Genomic DNA, 26,038 nt, shown 5'->3' on the forward strand with positions numbered 1-26,038 from the left:
TACTTGATTTCAGTAATAACCTGTACAATTAGAGATGAATGTATGGATAATGTATTTCAAAATTATAATAGTCAAGTAGGTAAAAACAAACAATTAATTATAGTTCTAAATAAAGATAAGATGAATTATGATAAGTGGGTTGAAAGATCAAAAAAATATGATGATATATCTGTATATAGAATAGAAGAGGGGGCGACCTTAGGAGATTGCTTGAATTTTGGCATTGAAAAATCCAAATATGATATAATTGCAAAGTTTGATGATGACGATTTTTATGGACCAAATTATCTACGTGACTCTATAGAAATTCTTAATAAAGGTAAGGATATTGACATAGTTGGTAAAAATGCGTATTTTGTCTATTTACAAGAGGAAGAGAAACTAATTCTAATGAATTCTATTGAAAATGACTATGTGGATCATGTGGCTGGAGCTACATTAGTATTTAGAAGGGACCTATGGCATAAGGTGAAGTTTCAAAAAGCAAATAGAGGAGAAGACTATTTTTTTCTTGTAGATGCTCAAGAGCAAGGGTATAAGGTTTACTCAGGTGACAGATACAATTTTACTACAATAAGGAAAAATAAAGAATTACACACATGGAAGCAGGATAATAGTTTTTTCATAGATGAGGGTGCGGTAATTAACTATACTGGAGACTATGGAGCTAAAGTAGTAAAATAATAGGTATCGAATATATAATTAACTCCCCAAAATATACAATTTAGGGGAGTTAATCTATAAATATAACAATTTACATTTCGACTATCTCTTTTTTACCTTTAATTTTTCTTTTAATCGCAACTGATAAGTCATCCACTAAGGTATATACTGTTGGTATCAATACTAATGTTAATATTGTTGACAACAATAGCCCAGCAATAACTACTATACCCATCGGAGCTTGAATTTCTGCTCCTTCACCTATACCAATGGCCAACGGAAGTAAACCCAACACTGTAGTTAGAGTGGTCATTAATATAGGTCTTAACCTAACTGGCCCGGCTGTAATTATCGCATCATGTCTATCTTTACCAGCATTTCTTAAGGTATTAATATAGTCCACCAGTACAATAGCATTATTAACAACTATACCCGATAGCATAATTATTCCAATCAATGCTGTTATACCTAAAGCTGTACCTGTTACCAATAAGCCTAGTAATGCACCAGCCAATGCAACTGGAACTGATAGCATAATTACAAGGGGGTGCAGCAATGACTCAAACTGTGCTGCCATAACCATATATATTAATATGACTGCCAGTACTAGGGCCAATAGCAAGTCTGCAAAAGCATCATTCATTTCTTTGTTTTGCCCCCCAATATTATAGGTATAGCCTTGGGGTAAATCATAGCCTTTCAACACCTCTTCAATATCTTGGGTAACACTTCTTAGATCTCTGTTACCTATTTGTCCACTAATGGTTACAACTCTTTGTTGATTTTCTCTGTTGATTTGGACAGGACCTCTTTCAATTGACACATTGGCAACTTGATTTAATGGGACTGTTCCTCCAGTAGCAGTTGGTATTTTCATTTGCTGAAGATTAGATAAGCTATCTGTTACACTATCATCACCTTTAATTACTACATCTATTTCATTACCATCATACTTATATCTTGTAGCAGTTATACCTGATGTTGTATTTCTAATGCTATTGGCTATCTGGGCGGTTGTTAAGCCATAGGTAGCCGCGCTATATTTATTAATATGAACCTGAACCTCAGGGATTCCTTCACTAAAGCTGGTGGTTATTTCTCTTGTATCTGGTACAGACTCAATCATTCTTTTAAAGTCTTCAGAAATGTTCTGTAGAATCTCTAAGTCATCACCCCGTAGACTAATACTTATAGGATCACCGCCCATCATACCCATAGCGGTGGCAGCTTCTGTGACATTTATTTCTGCACCAGGAATATCCTTAACTAATTCTCTAATTTCATCTGCTATTTCCTTTGAATTTCTATTTCTATGTTTGATATTGGTAAGGGTAACAGTTATACTGCCTCTATTTCCACTAGACCCACCTAGAGACATTTGACCTCCTCCTCCGATGGAGGAAAATACAGTATCAATTTCTTCAACGGATGAGATGCTTTCTTCAATCTCTAGAAGCACATTATTTACCTCGTGCAGTTCGGCTCCTACAGGTAAGGTAACACTAATATTGACTAATCCTTCATCTGAGGCTGGGAATAACTCTACACCAATTAGAAAAATCGATGATAAGCTTCCTAAGAATATCAAAATGGCTACAACCATTGTAATTTTTCTGTGACCTAGACTCCATGATAACAGCTTTTTATAACGGTTTTCCATTCCATTAAAGGCTTTATCGAATAAATCATATATATGCTTAAAGCCTTTTCTAATTCCTTTTCTTTCTTTTACATCCATATTATCAACCTTCAATATCTTAGAAGCCAGCATAGGAATTAATGTCAATGAAACCACCAACGATGCAACCAGTGAAAAAGTTACTGCCAGGGCAAGCTCTGTAAAGAGACTGGAAATCATACCATCCACAAATACAATTGGTAAAAATACTGCAATTGTAGTAAGGGTGGAGGCAGTAACGGCCATCGCCACCTCAGAAGCACCAGCACTTGCAGCTTCCTTTCGGGAGTAGCCTTCCACTCTAAATCTATAAATATTCTCTAATACAACTATGGCATTATCCACCAGCATCCCTACACCGAGGGCAAGCCCTCCCAGTGTCATGAGGTTCAAGGTAATATTACCAAAATATAAAAGAGCAAAGGTTCCAATTACGGCAATAGGGATAGATGTTCCAATAATCAATGTTGATCTAATATTTCTTAAAAACAGATAAAGTATCATTATAGCGAATATTCCACCCATTATAACGTTTTGAAGAACATTGTTAATGGCGCCGGTTATATAGGTAGACTCATCGGAAACAATTGTAATATTTACCTCTGAAAATTCATTTTGAAGTTTTTGTAGCTCATTATGAATCAATGAAGCTACCTGAACTGTATTAGTATCAGATTGCTTTTGAATTGTTATATTTATACTTTCTTGTCCATTGGTTCGGGATATAGTTTGTATGTCCTTGTGGGCAAGTTCGACTTCTGCTATATCCTTTAATAGCACAATACCCCCAGTGGGTAATGCTATTGGAATTTCCTTAATTTCATCAATGGTTGAGAATTCTCCCATTGTTCTAATATTAAGCTCCTTTTCTCCATTGGTAAGTGTTCCACCTGGTAAATTCATATTGGAGGCACCTATTAATTGAGCTAATTGTGTCAAAGTAATGCCATATATATCTAAAATCTGTTGATTTGCTTTAATTTCCACTTCATTTGTATACCCACCAGTAACATCTACAGATGCCACACCTTCAATTCTTTCTAGTCGAGGCTTTATTGAATCCTCAGCTAGTATCTGTAAAGAGTTTAGGTCATCACCTTCATTAGTTAATGATATCTGCATAATTGGAAAGGCATTTGGATCTATAGTTAAAACCATAGGATCCATTGCTCCTTCAGGCAACATGCCCTTTATAAGGTCAATCCTTTCCCTCATATCTAAAGAGGCAAAATCCATATCTGTACCATAATTAAATTGAGCTATAACTATTGAGCTTCCCTGAGATGTGATAGAGGTAATACTATCAATATTACTAACAGTTGCTATAGCACCTTCAATAGGCCTAGTTACAAGGTTTTCTATTTCATTGGGGCCTACTCCTGAATAAGAAGTACTAACAATTGCAACAGGTATTTCTAAAGCAGGATATAGGTCAATTGGTAATCTTGTTAAGGAAATTGTTCCCAATAAAACTATAATAAGCATTATCATTACAATAGTTACAGGTCTTCTTACGGCTAAATTAGATAAATTCATAATTACTCACCCCTTACTACTTTCACCCGTTGACCATCTGCAACATAATGCTGACCTTTAGTAATAACGGTGGCTCCTTCTTGTAACCCCTCTGTAATTTCAACATACAAGCCGGTGTCTAAACCAATAGTAACCTTCTGTTCAACAGCATAGTCATCCTTTACAAGGTAAATGATTTTTTCACCTTCTTTGTCTAGAATGGCACCACTTCTAACCGTCAACACATCCTGTCTGCTTTCTAAATCTATTTGGATTATACCACTCATTCCAGGCTTAACTTTATTATTAGTATTTGGAATATACACTTTTACAGAATAAAGCTGTGTTCTAGGATCAGCAGTAGGACTAATATAATCAATAACACCAGTTATAGTTTCATCAAGGGCTGAGGCTATAGAAATAACAACTTCTTGACCTTTAAAGAGCTTATTAACTAAATTTTCAGCTATGTCAACTCGTAAATAAATATTGTCTAAATCAACAACAGTTGCTGCAGTCTGTGCATTAGTAGCTAAATGACCTTCTACAACATTTAAGCTGGATACTACACCACTAATTGGGGCTTTGACCAATGTATTATCAAGATTACTTTTAACCTGTGCATAGCCACTTTCAGCTTGACTTAGTTGATTTAAAGCCTGCTGATATCCAATTTCAGATTGCCTAACCTGTGCTTCGGCTGCTTCTATGGTCTTGCTAGATGCAGCCATTTCTGCTTGTTCAAGCTGTGTCTTAGATACAGCCCCTGCTTCATAAAGGGTCCTTGTGCGCTCTAGGTCTGAAAGAGCAGCCTCGTAACGTTCTTTAGTAGATTCGTATTGGATTTTGGCTGATCTCATTCCATTTTCTGCTTGATCAACACCCCTTAATGCTAAATCAACTCCGTGCTTTGATTGCTCAATACTTCTATTTATATCTTTTTGATCCATTACAAATAGAACTTCATCCTTATGGACAAAATCACCCAGCTTAACATTAACACTTGTTACTGTACCAGGCATTTGAGGCATAATCATTAGTTCATTATCTGCATAAATCTTTCCATTAAGATTGACCTTATTTGCTATAGTTTCCTCATTAACCCTTTCAACCTCCACTGGAATATAGTGCTGGTCGCTAGTAGCTGATTGATCATCTACATCTTTGCTGCATCCAACTACAAATGTTGAAATAACTAGTAGGGTCAATAAAAGTATATAACTAGCTCTTTTTTTCATTTTTTTTCCTCCTGCATTTTAATTTAGTGTGAATATTCACAATAGACAGCAGTCTACTATCAAATATTTAAGATATGTTACATGCTTTAAATCGATTATAACTATTAAATATGAATTACATCTAAATAGAATCTTAAATAATTCTAAAATAAAAAAAACGAATAGTTAATATTTAGTAGCTTATAGCTCAAATCTGTATCCGACTCCCCATATTGTTTCAATGTATTGGGGATTCGACGGATCAATTTCAATTTTTTCTCTAATCTTTCTGATATGAACAGTAATTGTAGAAATATCACCATGAGATTCCAGACCCCATAATTTTTCAAATAATTCCTCTTTTTTGAAGACGATGTTAGGGTTAGAGGCTAGAAATAATAACAAGTCAAATTCTTTAGTAGTCAAAATAACCTCCTTGGCATTAACAAATACTCTTCTAGAAGCTTTATCTATACTTAACCCTCTAATTTGTATTTCGTTATTATCTTCATTTGTTTTTTTAGTTAATCTTTCATATCTAGTGATATGTGCCTTTACCCGTGCAACTAACTCACTTGGGCTAAATGGCTTAGTCATATAATCATCAGCTCCGAGTCCTAGGCCTCTTATTTTATCAATGTCTTCTTTTTTAGCAGAAACCATAATAATAGGAACATTTTTGTTCCTTCTTATTTGCTTACATATTTCAAAACCATCTACCTTTGGGAGCATTAGGTCAAGTATTATCAAATCATATTGCTGATTTTTTGCCTTTATCAGTCCTTGATCACCACTATTTTCTACTTCAACAAGGTACCCATTTATTTCTAGATAATCTCTTTCCAACTCAGCAATGCTAATATCATCTTCAATAATTAATATTTTTTTCATAATGTATCACCACTCTTACTAATTTTTATTGTGAAGAATATACTTGTACCTAAGCCTTCGATACTTTCAGCCCACATTTCTCCGCTATGCTCTTCTATAATTTTTTTAGCAATAGCCAGACCTAACCCACTACCACCAATTAAGCTATTACGAGATGGATCAGCCCTATAAAACCTATCAAAGATGTATGGAAGCTTGTCTTTTGAAATACCTTGACCATTGTCTCTAATTTCAAATAATATATAGTCATCTTTTTGATTTACTATAAAGTTTATGATACCCTCAGATTTATCCATAAATTTCACTGCATTTTCTATAACATTAACAATTACTCTTTTCAGCTGCATCACATCCACCAAGACAAATGTAGAGCTGGCAACCTGATTTTCATAGTTCATCATTACATTCTTTTTTTCTAAATCGAAATTTAATTCCTCCAATAAGTCAACCATGTATTTAGAAATATTAATCCTATTCAAATGCAATGGTAGCTTACTTAAATCTAATTTAGAGAATAAAAATAAATCATCAATTAATCTATCAACATCTACTGTTTTTGTATAAATTGTATTTATATATTTTTCAATCTTATGGGGTGTATCTGCCACACCATCTTTAATACCCTCAACATATCCTTTTATAGTAGTAATAGGTGTTTTTAAGTCATGAGAAATATTTGTGAAAAGCTCTTTCCTATTCTCTTCATATTGAAATTGTGTATCTAATGATTCCTTTAATCTTTTTCGCATTTCTTCAAAGGCATTGGATAATTCACCAATTTCATCCTTTGAATTTATATTTATTTCAAAGTCTAAATCACCCTCTCTAATTCTATTGGCGGAAGTTTTTAATTTATTTAAAGGCTTTACAATACTACCTGCCACAAGATAAGTTAAGGTACCATTAGTTAATATCAGAATAACTACAGTAGATATCATAAGCATATTTATAAAGTTCTGCATGCTTCTCATCATGGGCTCAACATTTGTTATCATGAAAACACTTCCTTTACTTGAATCATCAAAAAAGAAGTCGTGCTGATATATCTGTAAGCCTTTAATTGTAGTATCTAAGGGATATGATTGTTCGTATACATACTCACCAAACTGAGGCAGAGGATTTTCCTCAATAATATTAGTCATTCGAAGTGGAGAGTAAATAATCTCATTATTCTTCCTAACTATTAATCCCGAATTAAAGCCATTAAGCTTATCTTCATAATAAAATAAAAAGTCTTCATCCTCAAAGCTCTGGGGAGATATTAAAGCGGTCTGTTTAATGGTAGAAAAAATTGCATCTCTTTCAGCTACAACCTGTTTAGCCTTATGAATTGTATCAACACCAGGATACTCTTTTTGAAAATCTCCAATATAATAAAAACGGGCAAAAAAACTTACAATCACCAATAAGATAATAGGAATAACCAGTAATCCTATATAGGATAATAGTAACCTTAATTTTATAGACATAGTGCCTCCTAATTTAAAATAATTTATTAAACTTACTTGGACTGAACAATAAAACTAAATTTGTGCTATATCATAGAATCTGATATTGTTATTATATATAACTAATATAAATTGCATATAAAGTATTTCTTAAATTTTTCTAAAATACCAATCCTTTTTAAAACAAAAATAAAATTTATAAAAATTTAAGACTTTTTTTAGTTGAAGTTTATACTTTATTGTTATAATAATTATATATGAGTTGAAGTAGGAGGTATATATATGGAAGTAATTACTGGTTTCTTTAGGTTTTTGTTAATATTCTTTACTGTAAAAACAGTGTTAAATATGTTATTTAAAATTAGGCCTGCAAATAGAGAAAAGATAGAAGAATCAAAAATAGAAAATGATAAAGAAACTGAAATACAAGAAGAGAAGGTAGAGGATATGGTCTTTGACGAAATATGTCAAGCATATGTAGTTAAGTCTAAGGCATACCAAGTCGTTATGGATGATGGTGATACACACTATTTTTGCAGTTGGGATTGCAGACAAAAGCATATTGATAGCAAGTAGAAAAAGAAACAAAGGGACGGTTCTTTTGTTTCTTTTTCGAGGGTGAAACAAAAGAACCGTCCCTTTGTTTCTTTTTGTTTCGTCCGTGCTTACTTGCTTAAATATTTATTTATGTTGGCATAAATATTATAATAAAATTATGAAAAGAATATAAAAAACTGGGATTTTTATTATTGGTTATAAACTAAAATAGTATAAGGAGTGGATTCATAATGAAAAAGGTTCTAGTGACAGGTTCCTTAGGGCAGATTGGTACAGAGCTAGTAGTAAAGATGAGAGAAATATACGGAGTAGATAACATAATAGCATCCAACAGAAGTGTGAAAAAAGGACATCCATTAGTGGAGGGCGGAATTTTTGAAGCCCTTGATGTTACAGATGGCAAGCAATTTTTCGAGGTTGCAAAAAAATATCAGGTAGATACTATAATACATATGGCTGCTCTGTTGTCGGCTACAGCAGAAAATAATCCCATGATGGCATGGAATATTAATATGGGTGGATTAGTAAATGCCCTCGAAGTAGCCCGAGAAATGAATTGTAAATTTTTTACCCCTAGCTCTATAGGAGCATTCGGTCCCTCAACACCAAAGGATAATACACCACAAGATACGATTCAAAGACCCACAACAATGTATGGTGTAAATAAGGTTTCAGGGGAATTACTGTGTGATTATTATTACTATAAATTCGGAGTTGATACTAGGGGTGTGCGATTCCCTGGATTGATTTCATACACTCAAGAGCCCGGTGGAGGAACAACAGATTATGCAGTATACATATTTTATGAAGCACTAAGACAGAAGAAATATACTAGCTACATAGCAGAGGGTACCTATATGGATATGATGTATATGCCTGATGCTGTAAATTCTATAATTGACCTTATGGAAGCGGATCCATCTAGGCTTAAGCATAGAAATGCTTTTAATGTTACTGCAATGAGCTTTGAGCCTAACGAATTAGCAGCTGAGATAAGAAAGCATATTCCTGAATTTACAATAGATTACAAGGTTGACCCTATGAGACAAGCCATAGCCGATAGCTGGCCTAACTCTATAGACCCTTCAGCTGCAATAGAAGAGTGGGGCTTTAAAGCAGAATATGATTTATCTAAGATGACCATTGATATGTTAGCTAAGCTTAAAGAAAAAGGGATATAAAGATAATAAAATAATGTTAAGAACACCAAAACCCGTAAAACACCTCGTAATATATATACAGGTGTTTTATTATTGCATATTATTAATAAAATATAAAGAACAAAAGGATTTACCAAAGAAGAGATAGAAATATATAATATAGATAACGGGGAAGGGGGATTCATTGATGGAGGATAATATATATAATAGGTTGAATTTTGAAGAGTTAATTGATATTTTTCCTTTGGCGTTATATGTAGTGAAGGATTCAAAAATAATAGATTGCAATAAATCTGCAGTAAATATTTTTGGATATGAAGACAAAAAACAAGTAATCGGTCGTATTCCCTATGACTTGTCACCTGAAAAGCAACCAGATGGCAGTTATTCAGCCATCAAGGGAGAAGAAATTATTAATAGAGCATTAATGGGAGAGAAGGACTTAGAATTTACCTGGACCCATAGAAGAAAAAATGGAAGTGATTTCTTAACTAACATAAAGATAAAAAATAAAAAAGGAAGTTTATATGTAGTTATTAATGATATTAATGAAATTGATAAATTAAAGCAACAATTAATTCAGAAAGAACAAAGCTATCAATTGTTGTTTAATAACCATAAAAGTGTAATGCTATTGATTAATCCTGCCAATGGAAATATAATCGATGCAAACCAAACGGCTATTAATTACTATGGATATTCTAAGGACAAGCTATTGACAATGAAAATACAAGATATTAATATTCTAGATGAAGTAGAAGTATTAAAGGAAATGAGTCTAGCAAAGACTGAAAAAAGAAATTATTTTCAGTTTACCCATCGTCTATCTAATAACCAATTGAGGGATGTTGAGGTGCATAGTTTTCCTATTGATATAGAAGATGAAAAATTATTATTTTCAATAATCCACGATGTATCAGAAAAAATTGAACAAAAATTAATGTTTGATACGTTATTTTTTGATTCGCCCTATGCTGTAGCTATTTTAGATAAAGACCAAAAAATAAGAAATGTAAATAGGAATTTTACTAATATGTTTCAATATTATCTTGAAGAAGTACAAGGGCAGGCTATTAATGATTTTGTCTCCACAGAACAAGTAAGAAGTCAGGTAGATACCAATATACAGTCAGTATATAGAGGTGATATTATTAAAAAGGAAGCAGTTAGAAGGAGGAAGGATGGTAGTTTGGTGGATGTGGAGGTATTATGCTATCCAATTATTAACCATAATATCATTATAGGTGCATACATCATATATACTGATATATCTAGGAAAAAATCCTCTGAGAAACAGCTTCACTTATTTAGAAAGATACTTGACAAATCATCTGATGGAGTAGTTATTACTGATATTAAAGGAAATATAAAGTGGATAAATAAAGCTTTTATGATGAAAACAGGATATACATTTGTTCAGGTAATTGAAAAAAAGGTTAATATACTTAGGTCTGGTACACATGACAAAGTATTTTATGAAGCTATGTGGAATGAAATAAAAAATAAGGGCAGCTGGAGTGGCGTAATTTACAATAAAAATAAGCGAGGGGACATATTCCCCCAATTCCTCAGCATTAATAGTATTGAAGATGAGAATAATGTAATAAATTACTATGTTGGCATATATAAATCAATAGAAGAATAAAAAGAACTTTGCTTTAGGCAAATTTCTTTTTATTTCATCATAAGAGCAATAAATCTTTCAGCTAAAAGTGGGTCGAACTGAGTACCAGCACAGCGTCTAATTTCTTCTAGAGCTTCAGCATGACTCTTTGCAGGACTATAGGAGCGAGGATGGGTCATTACATCATAAGCATCAGTGATTGTTATAATTCTAGATATAATAGGTATTTCTTCACCCTTAAGACCTCTAGGGTACCCCTTACCATCCCAGCGTTCATGATGTGCAAGAATGTACTCACCGATTGACCTCATGTTGGCAGAGGACATCATAATATGATAACCAATTTCTGTATGCTTTTTCATTACCTCCCATTCTTTTTCAGTCAATTTGCCTGATTTACTAAGAATACTGTCAGGTATGGCGATTTTCCCAATATCATGCATTATACTGGCAAGGCTCAACTCATCCAGCTGACTATCTGAAAGACCAATAGATTTACCCAGCATAAGAGATAGCGCTTTTAGCCGTTCGGCATGCTCTCTTGTTTCCATTGTTTTTTCATCTAAGGTTGTCTGTAGAGAAGCGATGATAGAGCTTCGTATACTTTTACTCTCATTAAGCTTGTTTTTATACATACGGTCATCAGCTTCCTTTATAAGAAGCTCGTTGGTAATTTTATTTGAGCGTTTTGTTGAATAACCGAGGGCAATACTTAATTGAATTGGATTAGCCTCTGTTTGCAGGCAGAGCTTGCGAATTCTATCGCAAATCCTTTTTGCTCCTACCTCTGTGGTTTCTGGAAGGATTATGGAAAACTCATCTCCGCCTATTCTAGCTATAATATCATCTTTTCTACAGGCTTTTACCAGGATTCTAGCCATTTTTTTCAATAGATCATCACCAATCTTATGACCAAAAGCGTCATTTGCTAGCTTTAATCCATTCATATCTCCAATGATGATTGTATATGGATAGGCTCCGCGATTATCAAGTTTTTTCAATCTTTCATCGTAATAGGTTCTATTATAAAGGCCAGTTAGTTTATCGTGATAGCTCATATGGATGATTTTTTCTTCAGCTTTTTTTCTAGCGGTAATATCCTGAGCAACTCCTTGAATTTCGTAGGGAGCTCCATCTTTATATATAAGACTAATATAAGTTTCTAAAACAATAACTTGATTCTTTTTATTCAAGACCTTTAACTCGATTGGTTTTTGAAAATTTTGAAGGGTATATGTAATAATATCTAACCCATATATGTGATTTTTATTATTACTAATTATAAAATCTGCAAAATGCATACCTAGAATTTCTTCCTGAGGATAACATAATATTTGACTACAAACATTGTTTACCGAAGTGAGGCGGCCTTCCAAATCGTAGGTGAAGATGATGGCAGCGGCATTTTCGTAAAGGTTTCGGTATCTTTCTTCGCTTTCTTTAAGCTTATCTGCAAGTTTTTTCTGTTCGGTTATATCCCTAAGAATTCCTTTTTCTGCAATTGGTGTACCAGATTCATCTCTTTCAAGGATGAGCCATTCCTCAACCCATCTTATCTCTTTATTTTTACATACTACACGGTAGGTATGATTAAACTCATCAATATTCTGTTGTCTAGCATTATAAACAGCCAACATTGTTTTCTCTATATCTTCTTCATAAACAAAGTCCCAGTAATCCTTTAATTCTCCATTATAAAAATCTTCAGGAGTATAACCAAAACGAGAAATATTGTTGGTAACAAATTTAGTCGGAGCTTCCGGTGTCAAAGTCCATTCAAAAACAAAAACTGCACTTTTCTCAATGATTTCATATGCTTTTTCAAGCTCTTTATTGGATATTCTCAGCTGTTCTAAAGAGGCATGAGACTGATTTGTATAAACAACCATGCTCTCCAGCATTTGGTTAAGGGCTTCCTTCAGATGCTTAAGCTCATCCTCTGGATTAATAAAAAATTTTCTATTGTAACGGTTCTTAGATATTAATTGAATTTCCTTCACAAGTGCATCAATTTTATTGCAATCAACTTTATACACACCATTGATCCTCCTGTTTTCATTAAGTCGTAGGACTTTTTTCGCAATTTTCACTAATATTTATTTTTCTCCTTATTTCTATAAAATCCTTCTTAGTTCAAAAATAATATGAGGTTTTGACCTATTTTGAAAGGATTAATTTTACATTATAAAAGGGATATTCTTTCTTAATAATAAGGACAATACTATATACTTTAAACTCAAACTATGTCATAATAGTAAGTTGTAATCAAATGTTTTTAACAATATATAGATAGAAAACAAATTTAAAAAAGCCATTGTGAGGAGATAATATGATGATAGGATTTGACCATAAAAAATATCTAGAAGAGCAATCAAAGTATATTTTAGAGCGTGTTAATAATTATGACAAGCTATATCTGGAATTTGGAGGTAAACTCTTATTTGACCTTCACGCTAAAAGAGTACTTCCTGGATTTGATGAAAATGCTAAAATAAAGCTATTACATAAGCTTAAGGAAAAAATTGAAATCATTATCTGTGTTTTTGCAGGAGATATAGAAAGAAATAAAATAAGAGGCGATTTTGGGATTACTTATGATATGGATGTTTTAAGAATGATAGATGATTTAAGAGCATATGAGCTTTTAGTAAATAGCGTAGTGATAACAAGATATGATGGCCAGCCAGCTACTAATGTTTTTATGAATAGGCTTAAACAAAGAGGAATAAAGGTATATACCCATAGGCCAACGAAGGGCTATCCTACTGATATAGATACTATTGTAAGTGATGAAGGATATGGGAAAAATCCTTATATCGAAACTACAAAGCCTATTGTTGTTGTGACAGCTCCAGGGCCCGGCAGTGGTAAACTGGCTACTTGTTTAAGTCAGCTATATCATGAATATAAACAGGGTAAGGTTGCAGGATATTCGAAATTTGAAACATTTCCAGTGTGGAATATTGCATTAAAGCATCCATTAAACATAGCCTATGAGGCTGCAACAGCAGATCTTAAGGATGTTAATATGATTGATTCATTCCATTTAGAGGCATATGATAATATTGCTGTTAATTATAATCGCGATGTAGAAACCTTTCCTATTCTACAAAGAATTATAGAAAAAATAACTGGAGAAGAGTCTGAATATAAATCTCCTACGGATATGGGCGTTAATAGGGTAGGCTTTGGTATTATTGATGATGAAGTTATTAAAGAAGCCTCAAAACAAGAAATAATAAGAAGACTTTTTAAAATAGCCTGTGAATTTAAAAAGGGCTACGTGGATAAAGAAACCTTAGATCGAATAAAGCTCATAATGGAAGAATTAAAGCTTAAGCAGGAGGATAGAAGAGTCGTTATATATGCAAGGGAGAGGTCAGCAAAACTAAAAGAATTATCTGATAAAAACGAGATATGCCCAGCAGTAGCAATAGAGCTAAATGATGGAACAATACTAACCGGTAAAGGTTCAAAGGAAATGGAGGCAACCGCTGCTGTTATATTAAATGCTGTAAAATACTTAGCTAATATATCTGATGAGATACATCTAATTTCTCCACTTATATTAGAACCAATAAGAAACTTAAAATCAAAGACATTGGGGAGCAAAAATGCTGCTTTAGATTGTGAAGAAATATTAATTGCCCTAAGTATATGTGCAGCAACAAATCCAACTGCTCAGGTGGCTATGAATAAGCTCCCCATGTTAAAGGGATGTCAAGCCCATTCTACTACAATTCTGGGTAACAATGATGAAGAAATTTTTAGAAAGCTTGGTATAGATATAACAAGTGAACCTGAATATCCTTCAGAAAGCCTTTACTATAATATTTAATAAAATTATTAATTTAATCAAACAAAACCGTACTCAAAAGTACGGTTTTATTAATTAAAAAGCTATTTTCTAGAATAGAACTCTACAACTAATTGTTCATTGACTATTACTGGTATTTCATCTCTAGCTGGGATATATGTCAATTGTGCTTCGAAGCTTTCCATATCTTTAGTTATATAGTTATAGGGAGCTGCACCTGAATTAATAAATTGCTCACTAAATTTCAATATTTTTCTCGATTTATCGTTAAGCGAAATTATGTCACTGGTGCTAACACTAAAGGATGGGATATTTACCTTCCTACCATTTACCATAATGTGGCCATGATTTACCATCTGTCTTGCTTCCCGGATTGAAACAGCAAATCCCATTCGATATACAAGGTTATCTAAGCGACATTCTAATGTCTGAAGAATTGCCTCACCAGTTTTACCTTTGGATTTCATAGCTTTTCTCACATAAATTCTAAATTGTTTTTCTAATACGCCATAATATGCTTTAAGCTTTTGCTTTTCAAGTAGCTGAATTCCATAGCTGGATAGCTTCTTTTTACCAATGCTAGATTTCATATTTGCACGATTAAGGGCCTTAGGATGCCCATAAATATTTACCCCTAGTCGTCGACTTAATTTGAATCTAGGCTCCATCATTTTTGCCAATACCTTTAACCTCCTAATTATAGATAGTTATAAGCCGCGGTATGGTACTATATGTAAATATTATCACATTAATAATGATTTGTAAATGATAAACAGTATCAATAAAGAAGGTTAAAAAGTCTACACCCTTTAGTGTAGACCTTGATATTATAGCATATTTAAAGCTATTCACATATTGGCTTTGAATCTTGTCTTTCAGATAAAAGAGATTTTGCCATTTCTGCTGCTATTTCACTGCAAAGCTTAAATTCATTTTCCTTAGGAGATGATTGAGCTTCAACAGATTCTCCAACCTGTGGCCATTTAATTTTTTCTGCAAACTTGTTTAAAGTAGAAACACCACCACCACTCCAGGAGGCTGTTCCGAAAATACCTAAGTATCTATTTTTAAGCTGTGAATTCTCAATCTTATGTAGTACAGTTTCCATTGAAGGGAATAGGCCAGTGTTATATGCACAGCTACCTAGAATTAATCCCTTGAATCTCCAAATATCACTAATAATATATGATACATGAGTTTTTGAGGCGTCATAGATACGTATATTCTTGATATCCCTTTCGGAAAGCTCTCTAGCGATATAGTCAGCCATTTTTTGAGTATTACCATACATTGAGCCATATACTATTACTACGCCCTCTTCGGTTTCAGCCTTCGACCATCTATCATAGTATTCTATTATGCATGAGGGGTTGCTTCTCCATACAGGTCCATGAGTGGGAGCAATGACCTTTATATCAATATTTGCATCTTTTAATTTTTTCAATGCTTTTTGTACCATAGCACCGTACTTACCTACAATATTAGAATAATATCTTCTTATTTCATCTGTATAAAACTCTAGGTTTACCTCATCATCAAATACACCACCATCCAGGGTTCCAAAGCCACCAAAAGCATCTCCTGAAAATAACACGTTTTCTGTCATTTCATAGGTCATCATGGTTTCAGGCCAGTGAACCATAGGTGTCATATAAAATTTTAGCTTGTTTTTACCCAAATCCAGTATATCACCATCTTCAATTATTAAATAATTAGACATTTTTCCATAGAAATTTTCCAACAGCTGGAAGGTTTTTTTATTACCAACGATTGTAACATCTGGATATTTTTCCTTTACTGCCTTAATTGCCCCAGAATGATCAGGCTCCATATGATTAATAATCAAATAGTCTACAGGCTTTTTATCTAAGATCCCGCCTATCTTCGACATGAATGGTTCCATTTTTGTGTTCTTGACTGTATCAATAAGTGCTACTTTTTCATCATTAATAAGATAGGAATTGTATGAAACTCCCTTATCAAGAGGCCACAGATTCTCAAAAAGGTATGTTTCCCTATCATTAACACCAATAAAATAAAGACTATCATGTATTTTTATTGTATCTATCATGATTGTATATCCTCCTTTTCATCTTTTGTATTTGTTCTAAAACTAGTTTATCAACATTTTCAATATATATCAATAATATACAAGTTTAATAAAATAAAACAATTTATATTTATATATGAAGGGGATATGGCAGCCCTCAAATTGTAAGAATTATTTCTAAACTTATGAATTGCAAAGAATTCAAGCATAATAATGAGGATTAGAGAAATAATTAAAAATTATATGTAATTTATAGCTTGAAATAGAAAAGAAAATTTCGTATAATGAAACCAAGGTTCATAAAATGAAACATAAAAATTTAAATATAGGAGGAGAAGTAATGATTCCTAAGATTAAAACCTTAAAAAGAATAACAGATGTTGGTGTTGTTGCTGTTGTTAGAGCAGAAAATGCTGAGGAAGCTGGAAAAATAGCTACGGCATGTATTGAAGGTGGAGTATCAGCTATAGAAATAACCTTTACCGTACCCGGAGCAGATAAAGTTATTACTTCATTAAAAGGGAGCTTTACTAATGATCAATTAATTGTTGGAGCAGGGACTGTGTTAGATAGCGAGACAGCAAGAATTGCAATTTTAGCTGGGGCAGAATATATTGTTAGTCCATCATTTGATTTAGAGACTGCTAAGCTATGCAATCGATATCAAATTCCTTATATGCCAGGGTGTATGACAATTACTGAAATTGTAAGGGCTATGGAAGCAGGGGCAGATATAATAAAGGTGTTCCCTGGTAGTGTTTATGGCCCGGATGTTATTAAAGCCATTAAGGGTCCTCTTCCTCAAACGGTTTTAATGCCAACCGGTGGAGTTAGCTTAGACAATGTAGATAAATGGATAAAGAATGGTTGTGTTGCAGTAGGCGTAGGCGGAGAATTAACTTCAGGAGCAAAAACAGGAAACTATGAATTAATAACCGAAACTGCTATAAAGTTTGTAGAAAAAGTAAAATTAGCTAGAGGATTATAATTATTTGGGAGGTAGTTCAAATGAAAAGAATTGTTACATTAGGAGAAATAATGCTAAGGTTATCAACACCAGGTTTTGAGAGATTTGTTCAAGCAGATAATTTTGATGCTTGCTATGGTGGAGGAGAAGCTAATGTTTGTGTTTCTTTAGCAAATTATGGTTTGGACGCAAGATTTATTACAAAGGTACCTAAGCATGAAATAGGACAATCGGCTGTAAATGCCTTAAGAAAATATGGTGTAGATACAACATATATAGCAAGAGGTGGAGAAAGATTAGGAATCTATTACTTAGAATCGGGTGCTTCTCAAAGACCTTCTAAAGTAATATACGATAGAGCCCATGCTGCCATTGCTGAAGCAGATTCATCAGATTTCAACTGGAAGGAAATTTTTGATGGAATAGACTGGTTCCATTTTACTGGGATTACACCAGCCTTAAGTGATAAAGCAGCTGGAATCACATTGGAAGCATGTAAGGCTGCAAAAGAGATGGGGCTTACAGTTTCAGTTGATTTAAACTACAGAAAAAAATTATGGACACCTGAAAAAGCAGGAGAAGTAATGGCTACCTTAATGCCATACGTAGATGTTTGTATCGGAAATGAGGAAGATGCAGAAAAGGTATTTGGAATTCATGCAGATGATACAGATATTACTAAGGGTGAAATTAACCACGAAGCCTATGAAGGTGTTGCAAAGAAATTGATTGAAAGATTTGGATTCAAATATGTAGCTTCAACACTTAGAGAAAGCCACTCGGCTTCAGATAATGGTTGGTCAGCTCTACTTTACGATGGAGAAAAATCATATCTTTCAAAAAAATATGATGTAAGAATTGTTGACCGTGTAGGTGGAGGAGACTCCTTTGCTTCTGGTTTAATATATGGCTTGATAACTGAAATGCCATTACAGGAAGCTTTAGAATTTGCTGTTGCGGCATCAGCTTTAAAGCATACAATACCAGGAGATGCAAATCTTGTGTCTACTGAAGAGGTGGAAACATTAATGAAGGGTGATGGCTCTGGAAGAGTACAAAGATAAAATGGAGCTTATTACCTTTGGAGAGACCATGGTTTTGTTTAATCCTGATTCTACAGGACCTTTGAGATATATTCATAATTTTAGTAAATCAATAGCTGGAGCAGAATCAAATGTGGCAATAGCCCTTGCAAGATTAGGACATAACGTAGGTTGGTTTTCTAAACTTGGTAATGATGAATTTGGTAGATATATTCAATCTGTTATTAGGGGCGAAGGGGTAGATGTTTCAAGAGTAGTTACTGATTATGAAAAAAGTACAGGGCTACTATTTAAAGAAAGATTTGCCCATGCAAACCCAAATGTATATTATTACAGAAGATACTCTGCTGCCAGCGATATTTCTTTAGACGACATAGATATTGACTATATTAAGTCATCTAAAATTCTACATGTGACTGGGATAACCTTAGCACTATCAGAGAAAACAAGGGAAACTGCATTCAAGGTAATAGAAATTGCTAAAGAAAATAAATGTTTAATATCCTTTGATCCAAATATTAGATTAAAGCTATGGAACATCAAAGAAGCTAAATCAGTTATTCTAGAAATGGCTAAAATGGCTGATATTGTTTTCCCTGGAGCTGATGAGGGTAGGCAATTGTTAGACACAGAAGATCCTATAGAAATAGGGAAAGCATTCTTAAATATGGGCTCTAGTATTGTAGCAGTTAAGCTGGGTAAAGAGGGTTGCTATATTACTGGAAAAGGACAAGAAGAATTTATTGAAGGATATGTTATTGATAAGCCAGAGGATACAGTAGGGGCAGGGGACGGATTTGCAGCAGGATTCTTATCTGGTATTTTAAAGGACTATAGTTTAATAGAATGCGGAAAGCTAGCTAATGCTGTTGGGGCCATGGCAACCCTTGTGAAGGGTGACATGGAAGGTTTCCCAACAATTACACAGGTTAGAGAGTTTATGGGTATTGAAAAATATGTAGATAGATAGGGTGAGTAAAAATGCTGACATTGGAGCATGTAGGTATATGTGCAAATAACACTAAGCTATTAAAGGATTGGTATATACAGCTTTTTAACTTTAAGGTGGTCTATGATAATCAAAAAGAAATGCCTACTTATTTTTTATTGATGGATGATGAAAGCATGCTGGAAATATATCCGATGGATCATAGTACTGAAACCAAAACTAATAAGCATCAGGGTATTAGACATATTGCATTTGGCACTGATAATGCAGAAAAAGAATATGAAAATCTAATGAAAAATAATGTAGAAATAATTGATGAATTAAAGTCAAATCCAAAGGGAATTAAGACAATATTTTTTAAAGATCCTGAAGGTAATATAATTCATTTTATAGAGAGACCTACACCTTTGGTTTAGTTAATTACAATTATCCTTAGAAGATAATCCCCCAATCTTCTTTCTCTTCCGAAACTCAGTAGACTATATGTGTTTAATTATACTATAGCTGCTGAGTTATATTTTATTCTTCTATAAATTAATCAGCAAAAATAAAATAAGTATTGTTAACGTGTGCAAACTGTGTTAATATATAGTTGAGGTGGTATTATGAGCGTGACAATTAAGGATATTGCAAAGCTTGCAAATGTTTCACATACAACTGTTTCAAGGGCTTTGAATGATAGTTCTTTAATAAATGATGAAACAAAAAAACGTATTAAAAAAATTGCAAAAGAGCTGAATTACACACCAAACTTTAATGCTAAAAGCTTAGTTTTAGAAAAATCTTATCATATTGGGCTTTTTTTCTCAACAATTGATAAAGGAACTTCATCTCATTTTTTCTATGAAGTAGTTAGAGGGGTTAACAGCGTTATTGGTGAACAATACAATCTAGTTGTCAAAGGCATAGATGAATATCATGATTTAAATGTAATAAGCAAAACAAATTTTGATGGAATTATTATAATGAGTCAAAGTACAAAGGACAATCCATTTATCTATCATGTTTTAGATAGGAAGATACCTATGGTTGTTTTGAATAGAGAATTCCAAGAAGGATTATCAGTAAATATTTTATCAGATGACAAAATGGGTGCATATAAAGCAGTACAATATTTAGTTAATATGGGTCATAAAAAAATCGCAATAATTGAAGGTAAAGAAGGCTTTAAATCAACACAGGAAAGAAAAGAAGGGTATTTAGAAGCTTTAGTCGATTATAATATTTCAATTAATAGAAACTTTATTGTTAAAGGAAACTATGATCTTGAAAGTGGATATATAGCAATGAAACAGCTTTTGCATAATGAAGAGTTCCCTACGGCAGTTTTCTGCTCAAACGATGATATGGCAGTAGGAGCAATGAAGGCAATTGGTGAAAAAAATCTAAAGATACCAGAGGATATATCAATTATTGGCTTTGATGACAATATATTTTCAAGCTTTTTAACACCAGCATTAACTACGGTACAAAGACCAATCAAGGAAATAAGTCAAGAGGGTGCAAATAACCTCATAAAGCTAATTGATAAGACTAAGGTTGAAAAAGATACGATATACATTAATACTGAATTAGTAATAAGAGATTCTGTTAAATCATTAGTATAATAGAAACTGCTAAGTAATTATAGAAAATTATAATTACTTAGACATTTTTTTATATTTTTATGCACACGTTAACAATAATAGGGAGGTAATTATATGAAATTAAATAAAACAAACCATTCAAATCATCAGAAATATCCAGAAAGAATTTTACAGTTTGGAGAAGGTAATTTCTTAAGGGCCTTTGTCAATTGGATGATTGATAAGATGAATAAGGAATGTCAGTATAACAGTGGCGTTGTTGTTATTCAGCCCCTTGATAACGGATTAGTGCACTTACTTAATGAACAGGATGGTTTATATACTGTTTATTTAAATGGCATTAAAGATGGTGACGTTATTAGTGAACACAATGTTGTGGATTGTGTTACTAGAGGAATAAACACATACACTGATTACGAGCAATATTTAGAGGTTGCAAAGAATCCTGATCTCAAAATAGTTTTGTCAAATACTACAGAAGCAGGAATTGCTCTCAATGAAAAGGATTGCCTAGAGGATAGACCACAAAGTAGCTTTCCAGGAAAGCTAACAGCATTTTTATATCATCGATATAAAGCATTTAATGGTGATAAAAGTAAGGGACTAGTATTTATACCATGTGAGTTAATTGATAGAAATGGTGAAAAGCTGAAGGAAATCATCTTAAAGCTTGCTGAAATATGGAGTCTAGAAGATGAATTTAAAGTATGGCTTCAGGAAGCATGTACCTTTTGTAACAGCCTGGTGGACAGAATTGTTCCAGGGTATCCCCGGGAAAGAATTGAAGAAATTAGAATAGAACTAGGATATGAGGATAGTTTGGTGGTTGAAGGCGAACCTTTCCATTTGTGGGTAATTGAAGGACCAGCATGGATAAAAGAGGAATTTCCAGCACATAAGGCAGGTTTGAATGTGTTGGTTGTTGATGATATGACACCATACAGAACCAGAAAGGTAAGAATATTAAATGGAGCTCATACTTGCATGGTGCCAGTAGCTTATCTATATGGTATCGATACAGTTCGAGAATCAGTGGAAAACCCTATACTGGGAAAATATATTAGAGATACAATATTTGAAGAAATAATCCCAACCTTAGACTTACCAAAGGATGAGCTAGAGAATTTTTCAAATGCAGTAATTGATAGATTTAAGAATCCATTTATTAAGCATCAATTAATGAGTATAGCTTTAAACTCAACTTCAAAGTTTGAAACAAGAGTGCTTCCTTCGATTTTAGAATATCAGAGTAGAAAACAGGAGTTACCTAAGAAACTGGTATTTTCATTATCTGCATTAATAGCCTTTTATAAAGGCGAAAGAAATAATGAAAAAATTCAATTAGCCGATGATACCGATATATTAAATCTATTTAAAGACCTATGGAAGGCTAATGACGGTACAGAGGACTATTTGAAACATCTGGTAACAGAGGTTTTAGGAAATGAAAGGATATGGAAAACTGATTTAAACCAAGTGCCTAATTTAACTGAAGCTGTAACAGACTATTTGATAAAAATAGATGAATTAGGATTAGAAAAGGCGCTACAGGAGGTATTGTAATGAAGCAATTTGTTAAAATCAACAGTATTGATAATGTAGCAGTTGCCTTAATAGATATAGATAAAAATGTTTCTATTTTAGTTGATGATAAGGCTCTACTGCTGAAGGAAGACATAAAGAGGGGACATAAGTTTTCTTTATCTGATATAAACTCTGGAGAGAATATTATTAAATACGGTGCTCCAATAGGTCATGCAACAAAGGAAATTTTATGTGGAGAATGGGTACATTCTCATAATATGAAAACTAATTTAGAGGGAATCAATGATTATACCTTTCAACAGGAATTAAGCGATGTAACAGAAGCGGATGCGAAGCTAACCTTTAAGGGTTATGTAAGGGGAAATGGATCTGTAGGGATTCGGAATGAACTATGGATTGTACCTACAGTTGGCTGCGTAAATGGAATAGCTGAAACAATTATAAACAGATTTAAAAAGGAAGTGAAACCAGAAGGAATAGATGCAATCGAGGTTTTTAAGCATAATTATGGATGCTCTCAATTAGGTGATGATCATGCCAATACTCAAGCTATATTAGGGGATATAGTAAAGCACCCTAATGCTGGGGGCGTATTGGTACTAGGTCTTGGATGTGAAAATAATTACATTTCAGCCTTCAAAGAAACTATTAATGAATACGATGAAGAAAGAGTAAAGTTTTTAGTAACTCAAGAGGTGTCAAATGAGATAGAAGAAGGATTGAAGCTGCTTACTGAATTATATGAAAAAATGAAAAAAGCCCAAAGAGTTGAAACATCAATTTCTGAATTGAAAATTGGTCTGAAATGTGGTGGTTCTGATGGACTATCTGGAATTACAGCAAATCCATTGTTAGGTGCCTTTTCTGATCTCTTGATTTCTCAAGGGGGAACAACTGTATTAACAGAGGTGCCAGAAATGTTTGGAGCTGAAACAATTCTAATGAGTCGAGCAGTTGATAAAAATGTGTTCAATCAAACTGTTGAATTAATAAATAATTTTAAACAATACTTTATAGAGCATAAACAACCTGTATATGAAAATCCTTCACCTGGAAATAAAGAGGGAGGAATTACCACCCTAGAAGAAAAGTCCCTCGGCTGTACTCAAAAAGGTGGCAAGGCTATGGTGGTGGATGTACTGAAGTATGGAGAAATTATTAATAAAAAAGGGCTTAATCTTTTGAATTCTCCTGGCAATGACTTGGTGGCAGCTACAGCCTTAGGAGCTTCAGGTTGTCAAATGGTGCTCTTTACAACTGGTAGAGGAACACCCTTCGGTAGCTTTGTACCAACTATGAAGATTTCAACAAATAGTCATTTGTTCAATTTAAAACCCCATTGGATTGATTTTAATGCAGGTGGACTTGTGGAAGATGCATCTATGGAGGAAGTCCTAGAGCAGTTCCTTCATTATATCATCAAGGTAGCCAGTGGTGAATTAGTAAATAATGAAAAGAATAATTTTAGAGAAATTGCAATTTTTAAAACAGGAGTTACATTATAGAAGGGGGAAGAACACAATGAAAATTACAGATCAAACCACACTAAAATTGGTTATTGAGGAAGCAGTAAATAATGTTGAAATTACAGATGTTCATACACACATCTATTCTACAGGATTTAAAAATTTATTGCTTTGGGGAATTGATGAACTATTAACATATCATTATTTAATTGCCGAATTTTTTAGATATTCAACAATGAGCTACAATGAGTTCTTTAAGCTTTCTAAAAAAGAACAAGCCAATTTAATATGGGAAACCTTATTTATTCAAAATAGTCCAGTAAGTGAAGCCCAAAGAGGTGTGTTAACAGTCCTTGCAAAGCTAGGTCTTGATCTTTCTACAAGGGACCTGGAATCCTATAGAAAATATTTTAACGATATGACAGTAGATGAATATATTAGTAAGGTTTTTGAAGTTGCAGGAGTTAAAGAAGTTGTAATGACCAACGATCCCTTTGATAGTCTAGAGCAGCCAATTTGGGAATTAGTTGGAAATAAAGACTCGAGATTTAAAGCAGCCCTTAGGATTGATCCTCTTTTAAATCAGTATGAGACCACTTATATAAAGCTACAAGAATGGGGTTATAATGTCAGCAGGAATTTAGATGAGGAAACAATAGGAGAAATTAAAAGGTTTTTAAAGGATTGGATCAAAAAAACAAGCTCCCTTTATATGGCAGTATCCTTACCTCCAACTTTTATGCTTCCAGAGGCCTCAGATCGCTCTAGAATTATAGAACAGTGTATTGTACCAGTTTGTAGTGAGTTTAACATACCATTTGCAATGATGATTGGCGTTAATAAATTAGTTAACTATGATCTAGGCTTAGCAGGAGACTCACTAGGCAAATCCAACATTGAGGTTGTTGAGTATCTATGCAAAACCTATTCTAAAAACAAGTTCATGGTAACAATGCTATCAAGAGAAAATCAGCATGAGCTAGCTATCACTGCAAGAAAATTTAGAAATCTTATGGTTTTTGGTTGCTGGTGGTTTTTAAATAACCCAAGTATTATTGAAGAAATGACACGTATTAGGATGGAAACATTAGGATTATCCTTTATTCCGCAGCATTCTGATGCAAGGGTATTAGATCAACTTATTTATAAATGGACACATTCACGTAAAATTATTGAAAAAGTGCTAATCGATAAATATAACGACTTGTTGGTTAATAATTGGATAATTACAAAAGAAGAGATAAATAGAGACGTTGAAAATATATTTGGTGGAACCTTTTGGACCTTTATAAATAAAGAAATATAAACCATAACAAGTTAGACAAACTTGATTATTGAAATGTTAGCTTGAATAAATAGACATTATTTAATTGGAGGAATGACTATGCTGGAGGTAATCGGAATAGAAGGCAACGGATTTGTTCCACTTAAGGATTACAAGTCATGGAGAATAGCACAATTAAGCTATAAGGAAAATAATAATTCCCTGGAGGGAGTACAATTCTTTGGTCGTCATCTAGAAACCGATGAAGTATTCTTGCTATTAAAGGGAGAGGCGAAAATTTTTACGGCTGGATTTGAAGATGAATTTGGAGAAATTCAAGCTGAAGAAATGATAAACTACAAATTATATACCGTAAAAGAAAAGCAATGGCATGCAGTTATTTTAAAACCAGGAGCTCAAATACTAATCGTTGAGAACAGTAGCACAGATGATAGTAATTCACAAAGTTATAAACTAACCCCAATAGACAAAATGAATATGAATAGTTTCAAATAAGCATAAATTTTCAGTTGCAACTTGTTTTGACAAGTTGATAAGATAATAACAAAATGACAATATAAGTTAATCATTGTTATT

At 33.3% G+C, this 26,038-nt stretch carries 21 protein-coding genes; 14 read left to right on the plus strand and 7 right to left on the minus strand.

The window, feature by feature from the left end; translation table 11 throughout:
• The first annotated feature begins 3 nt into the window (after positions 1–3).
• A complete protein-coding gene (locus BLP68_RS06165; protein ID WP_091541283.1) occupies positions 4–684 on the plus strand; it encodes a glycosyltransferase family 2 protein in 681 nt (226 codons plus the stop codon).
• 70 nt (positions 685–754) lie between these two features.
• Here the strand turns inward: BLP68_RS06165 and BLP68_RS06170 are convergent, their stop codons facing one another.
• From BLP68_RS06170 to BLP68_RS06185, 4 genes are all read right to left on the minus strand, one after another.
• Positions 755–3,877, minus strand: a complete 3,123-nt coding sequence (locus tag BLP68_RS06170; RefSeq protein ID WP_091541286.1) for an efflux RND transporter permease subunit — start codon at positions 3,875–3,877, stop codon at positions 755–757.
• Positions 3,878–3,879: 2 nt separating this feature from the next.
• A complete protein-coding gene (locus BLP68_RS06175; RefSeq protein ID WP_091541288.1) occupies positions 3,880–5,094 on the minus strand; it encodes an efflux RND transporter periplasmic adaptor subunit in 1,215 nt (404 codons plus the stop codon).
• Between the two features lie 180 nt (positions 5,095–5,274).
• Complete coding sequence (locus BLP68_RS06180) at positions 5,275–5,964, minus strand: response regulator transcription factor (RefSeq protein WP_091541290.1); 690 nt, start codon at positions 5,962–5,964, stop codon at positions 5,275–5,277.
• Positions 5,961–7,433, minus strand: coding sequence for a sensor histidine kinase (locus BLP68_RS06185; protein ID WP_091541293.1), 1,473 nt, complete (start codon positions 7,431–7,433; stop codon positions 5,961–5,963). Before BLP68_RS06185 ends, BLP68_RS06180 begins: the two co-directional genes overlap by 4 nt.
• A 261-nt stretch (positions 7,434–7,694) precedes the next feature.
• Here BLP68_RS06185 and BLP68_RS06190 point away from each other — a divergent pair, with 261 nt between their 5' ends.
• The 3 genes from BLP68_RS06190 to BLP68_RS06200 all read left to right on the plus strand — a co-directional run bounded on the left by BLP68_RS06190 (position 7,695) and on the right by BLP68_RS06200 (position 10,775).
• Positions 7,695–7,988 (plus strand): hypothetical protein, encoded by a 294-nt coding sequence (locus BLP68_RS06190; RefSeq protein ID WP_091541294.1) that lies wholly within the window; start codon positions 7,695–7,697, stop codon positions 7,986–7,988.
• Between the two features lie 212 nt (positions 7,989–8,200).
• Positions 8,201–9,151, plus strand: a complete 951-nt coding sequence (locus BLP68_RS06195; protein ID WP_091541297.1) for an L-threonine 3-dehydrogenase — start codon at positions 8,201–8,203, stop codon at positions 9,149–9,151.
• Between the two features lie 166 nt (positions 9,152–9,317).
• Complete coding sequence (locus BLP68_RS06200; protein ID WP_091541300.1) at positions 9,318–10,775, plus strand: PAS domain-containing protein; 1,458 nt, start codon at positions 9,318–9,320, stop codon at positions 10,773–10,775.
• Between the two features lie 29 nt (positions 10,776–10,804).
• Here BLP68_RS06200 and BLP68_RS06205 read toward each other — a convergent pair whose 3' ends face one another.
• The gene (locus BLP68_RS06205) at positions 10,805–12,790 is read right to left on the minus strand and encodes an HD domain-containing phosphohydrolase (RefSeq protein WP_091541302.1); all 1,986 of its coding nucleotides are present in this window, start codon (positions 12,788–12,790) and stop codon (positions 10,805–10,807) included.
• Positions 12,791–13,083: 293 nt separating this feature from the next.
• Between BLP68_RS06205 and BLP68_RS06210 the strand changes: the two genes are divergently transcribed.
• Positions 13,084–14,592 (plus strand): DUF1846 domain-containing protein, encoded by a 1,509-nt coding sequence (locus BLP68_RS06210; protein WP_091541305.1) that lies wholly within the window; start codon positions 13,084–13,086, stop codon positions 14,590–14,592.
• 62 nt (positions 14,593–14,654) lie between these two features.
• On the opposite strand, the gene rpsD is transcribed toward BLP68_RS06210, so the two are convergent.
• Together rpsD and BLP68_RS06220 are read right to left on the minus strand one after the other, a co-directional pair.
• On the minus strand, positions 14,655–15,251 hold the full coding sequence (gene rpsD / locus BLP68_RS06215) for a 30S ribosomal protein S4 (protein WP_091541307.1): 597 nt from the start codon (positions 15,249–15,251) through the stop codon (positions 14,655–14,657).
• A gap of 164 nt (positions 15,252–15,415) precedes the next feature.
• Positions 15,416–16,642 carry an FprA family A-type flavoprotein gene (locus tag BLP68_RS06220; RefSeq protein WP_091541308.1) on the minus strand — a complete coding sequence of 409 codons (1,227 nt, stop codon included), beginning with the start codon at positions 16,640–16,642 and terminating at the stop codon, positions 15,416–15,418.
• 319 nt (positions 16,643–16,961) lie between these two features.
• On the opposite strand from BLP68_RS06220, the gene BLP68_RS06225 reads away from it, so the two are divergent.
• The 9 genes from BLP68_RS06225 (at position 16,962) to BLP68_RS06265 (ending at position 25,957) form a co-directional block, all read left to right on the plus strand.
• Positions 16,962–17,609, plus strand: a complete 648-nt coding sequence (locus BLP68_RS06225; protein WP_091541311.1) for a bifunctional 2-keto-4-hydroxyglutarate aldolase/2-keto-3-deoxy-6-phosphogluconate aldolase — start codon at positions 16,962–16,964, stop codon at positions 17,607–17,609.
• Between the two features lie 20 nt (positions 17,610–17,629).
• Positions 17,630–18,652, plus strand: coding sequence for a sugar kinase (locus BLP68_RS06230; protein ID WP_091541313.1), 1,023 nt, complete (start codon positions 17,630–17,632; stop codon positions 18,650–18,652).
• Positions 18,627–19,601 (plus strand): sugar kinase, encoded by a 975-nt coding sequence (locus tag BLP68_RS06235; protein WP_330389097.1) that lies wholly within the window; start codon positions 18,627–18,629, stop codon positions 19,599–19,601. Before BLP68_RS06230 ends, BLP68_RS06235 begins: the two co-directional genes overlap by 26 nt.
• 11 nt (positions 19,602–19,612) lie before the next feature.
• Entirely contained in the window at positions 19,613–19,996 is a 384-nt protein-coding gene (locus BLP68_RS06240; RefSeq protein WP_091541314.1) for a VOC family protein, read from the plus strand.
• A gap of 189 nt (positions 19,997–20,185) precedes the next feature.
• Positions 20,186–21,187 (plus strand): LacI family DNA-binding transcriptional regulator, encoded by a 1,002-nt coding sequence (locus BLP68_RS06245; RefSeq protein WP_091541317.1) that lies wholly within the window; start codon positions 20,186–20,188, stop codon positions 21,185–21,187.
• A 93-nt stretch (positions 21,188–21,280) separates the two neighbouring features.
• Positions 21,281–22,729 carry a tagaturonate reductase gene (locus BLP68_RS06250; protein WP_091541319.1) on the plus strand — a complete coding sequence of 483 codons (1,449 nt, stop codon included), beginning with the start codon at positions 21,281–21,283 and terminating at the stop codon, positions 22,727–22,729.
• Positions 22,729–24,216, plus strand: coding sequence for a UxaA family hydrolase (locus BLP68_RS06255; RefSeq protein ID WP_091541321.1), 1,488 nt, complete (start codon positions 22,729–22,731; stop codon positions 24,214–24,216). Before BLP68_RS06250 ends, BLP68_RS06255 begins: the two co-directional genes overlap by 1 nt.
• A 16-nt stretch (positions 24,217–24,232) precedes the next feature.
• Positions 24,233–25,483: a glucuronate isomerase gene (locus BLP68_RS06260; protein ID WP_091541324.1), complete on the plus strand. Its 1,251-nt coding sequence runs from the start codon at positions 24,233–24,235 to the stop codon at positions 25,481–25,483.
• Positions 25,484–25,561: 78 nt separating this feature from the next.
• Positions 25,562–25,957: a cupin domain-containing protein gene (locus tag BLP68_RS06265; RefSeq protein WP_091541326.1), complete on the plus strand. Its 396-nt coding sequence runs from the start codon at positions 25,562–25,564 to the stop codon at positions 25,955–25,957.
• Positions 25,958–26,038: the final 81 nt, after the last annotated feature.

It is taken from the genome of Alkaliphilus peptidifermentans DSM 18978, assembly GCF_900101495.1.
GTDB classification, from domain to species: Bacteria; Bacillota; Clostridia; order Peptostreptococcales; family Natronincolaceae; genus Alkaliphilus_C; species Alkaliphilus_C peptidifermentans.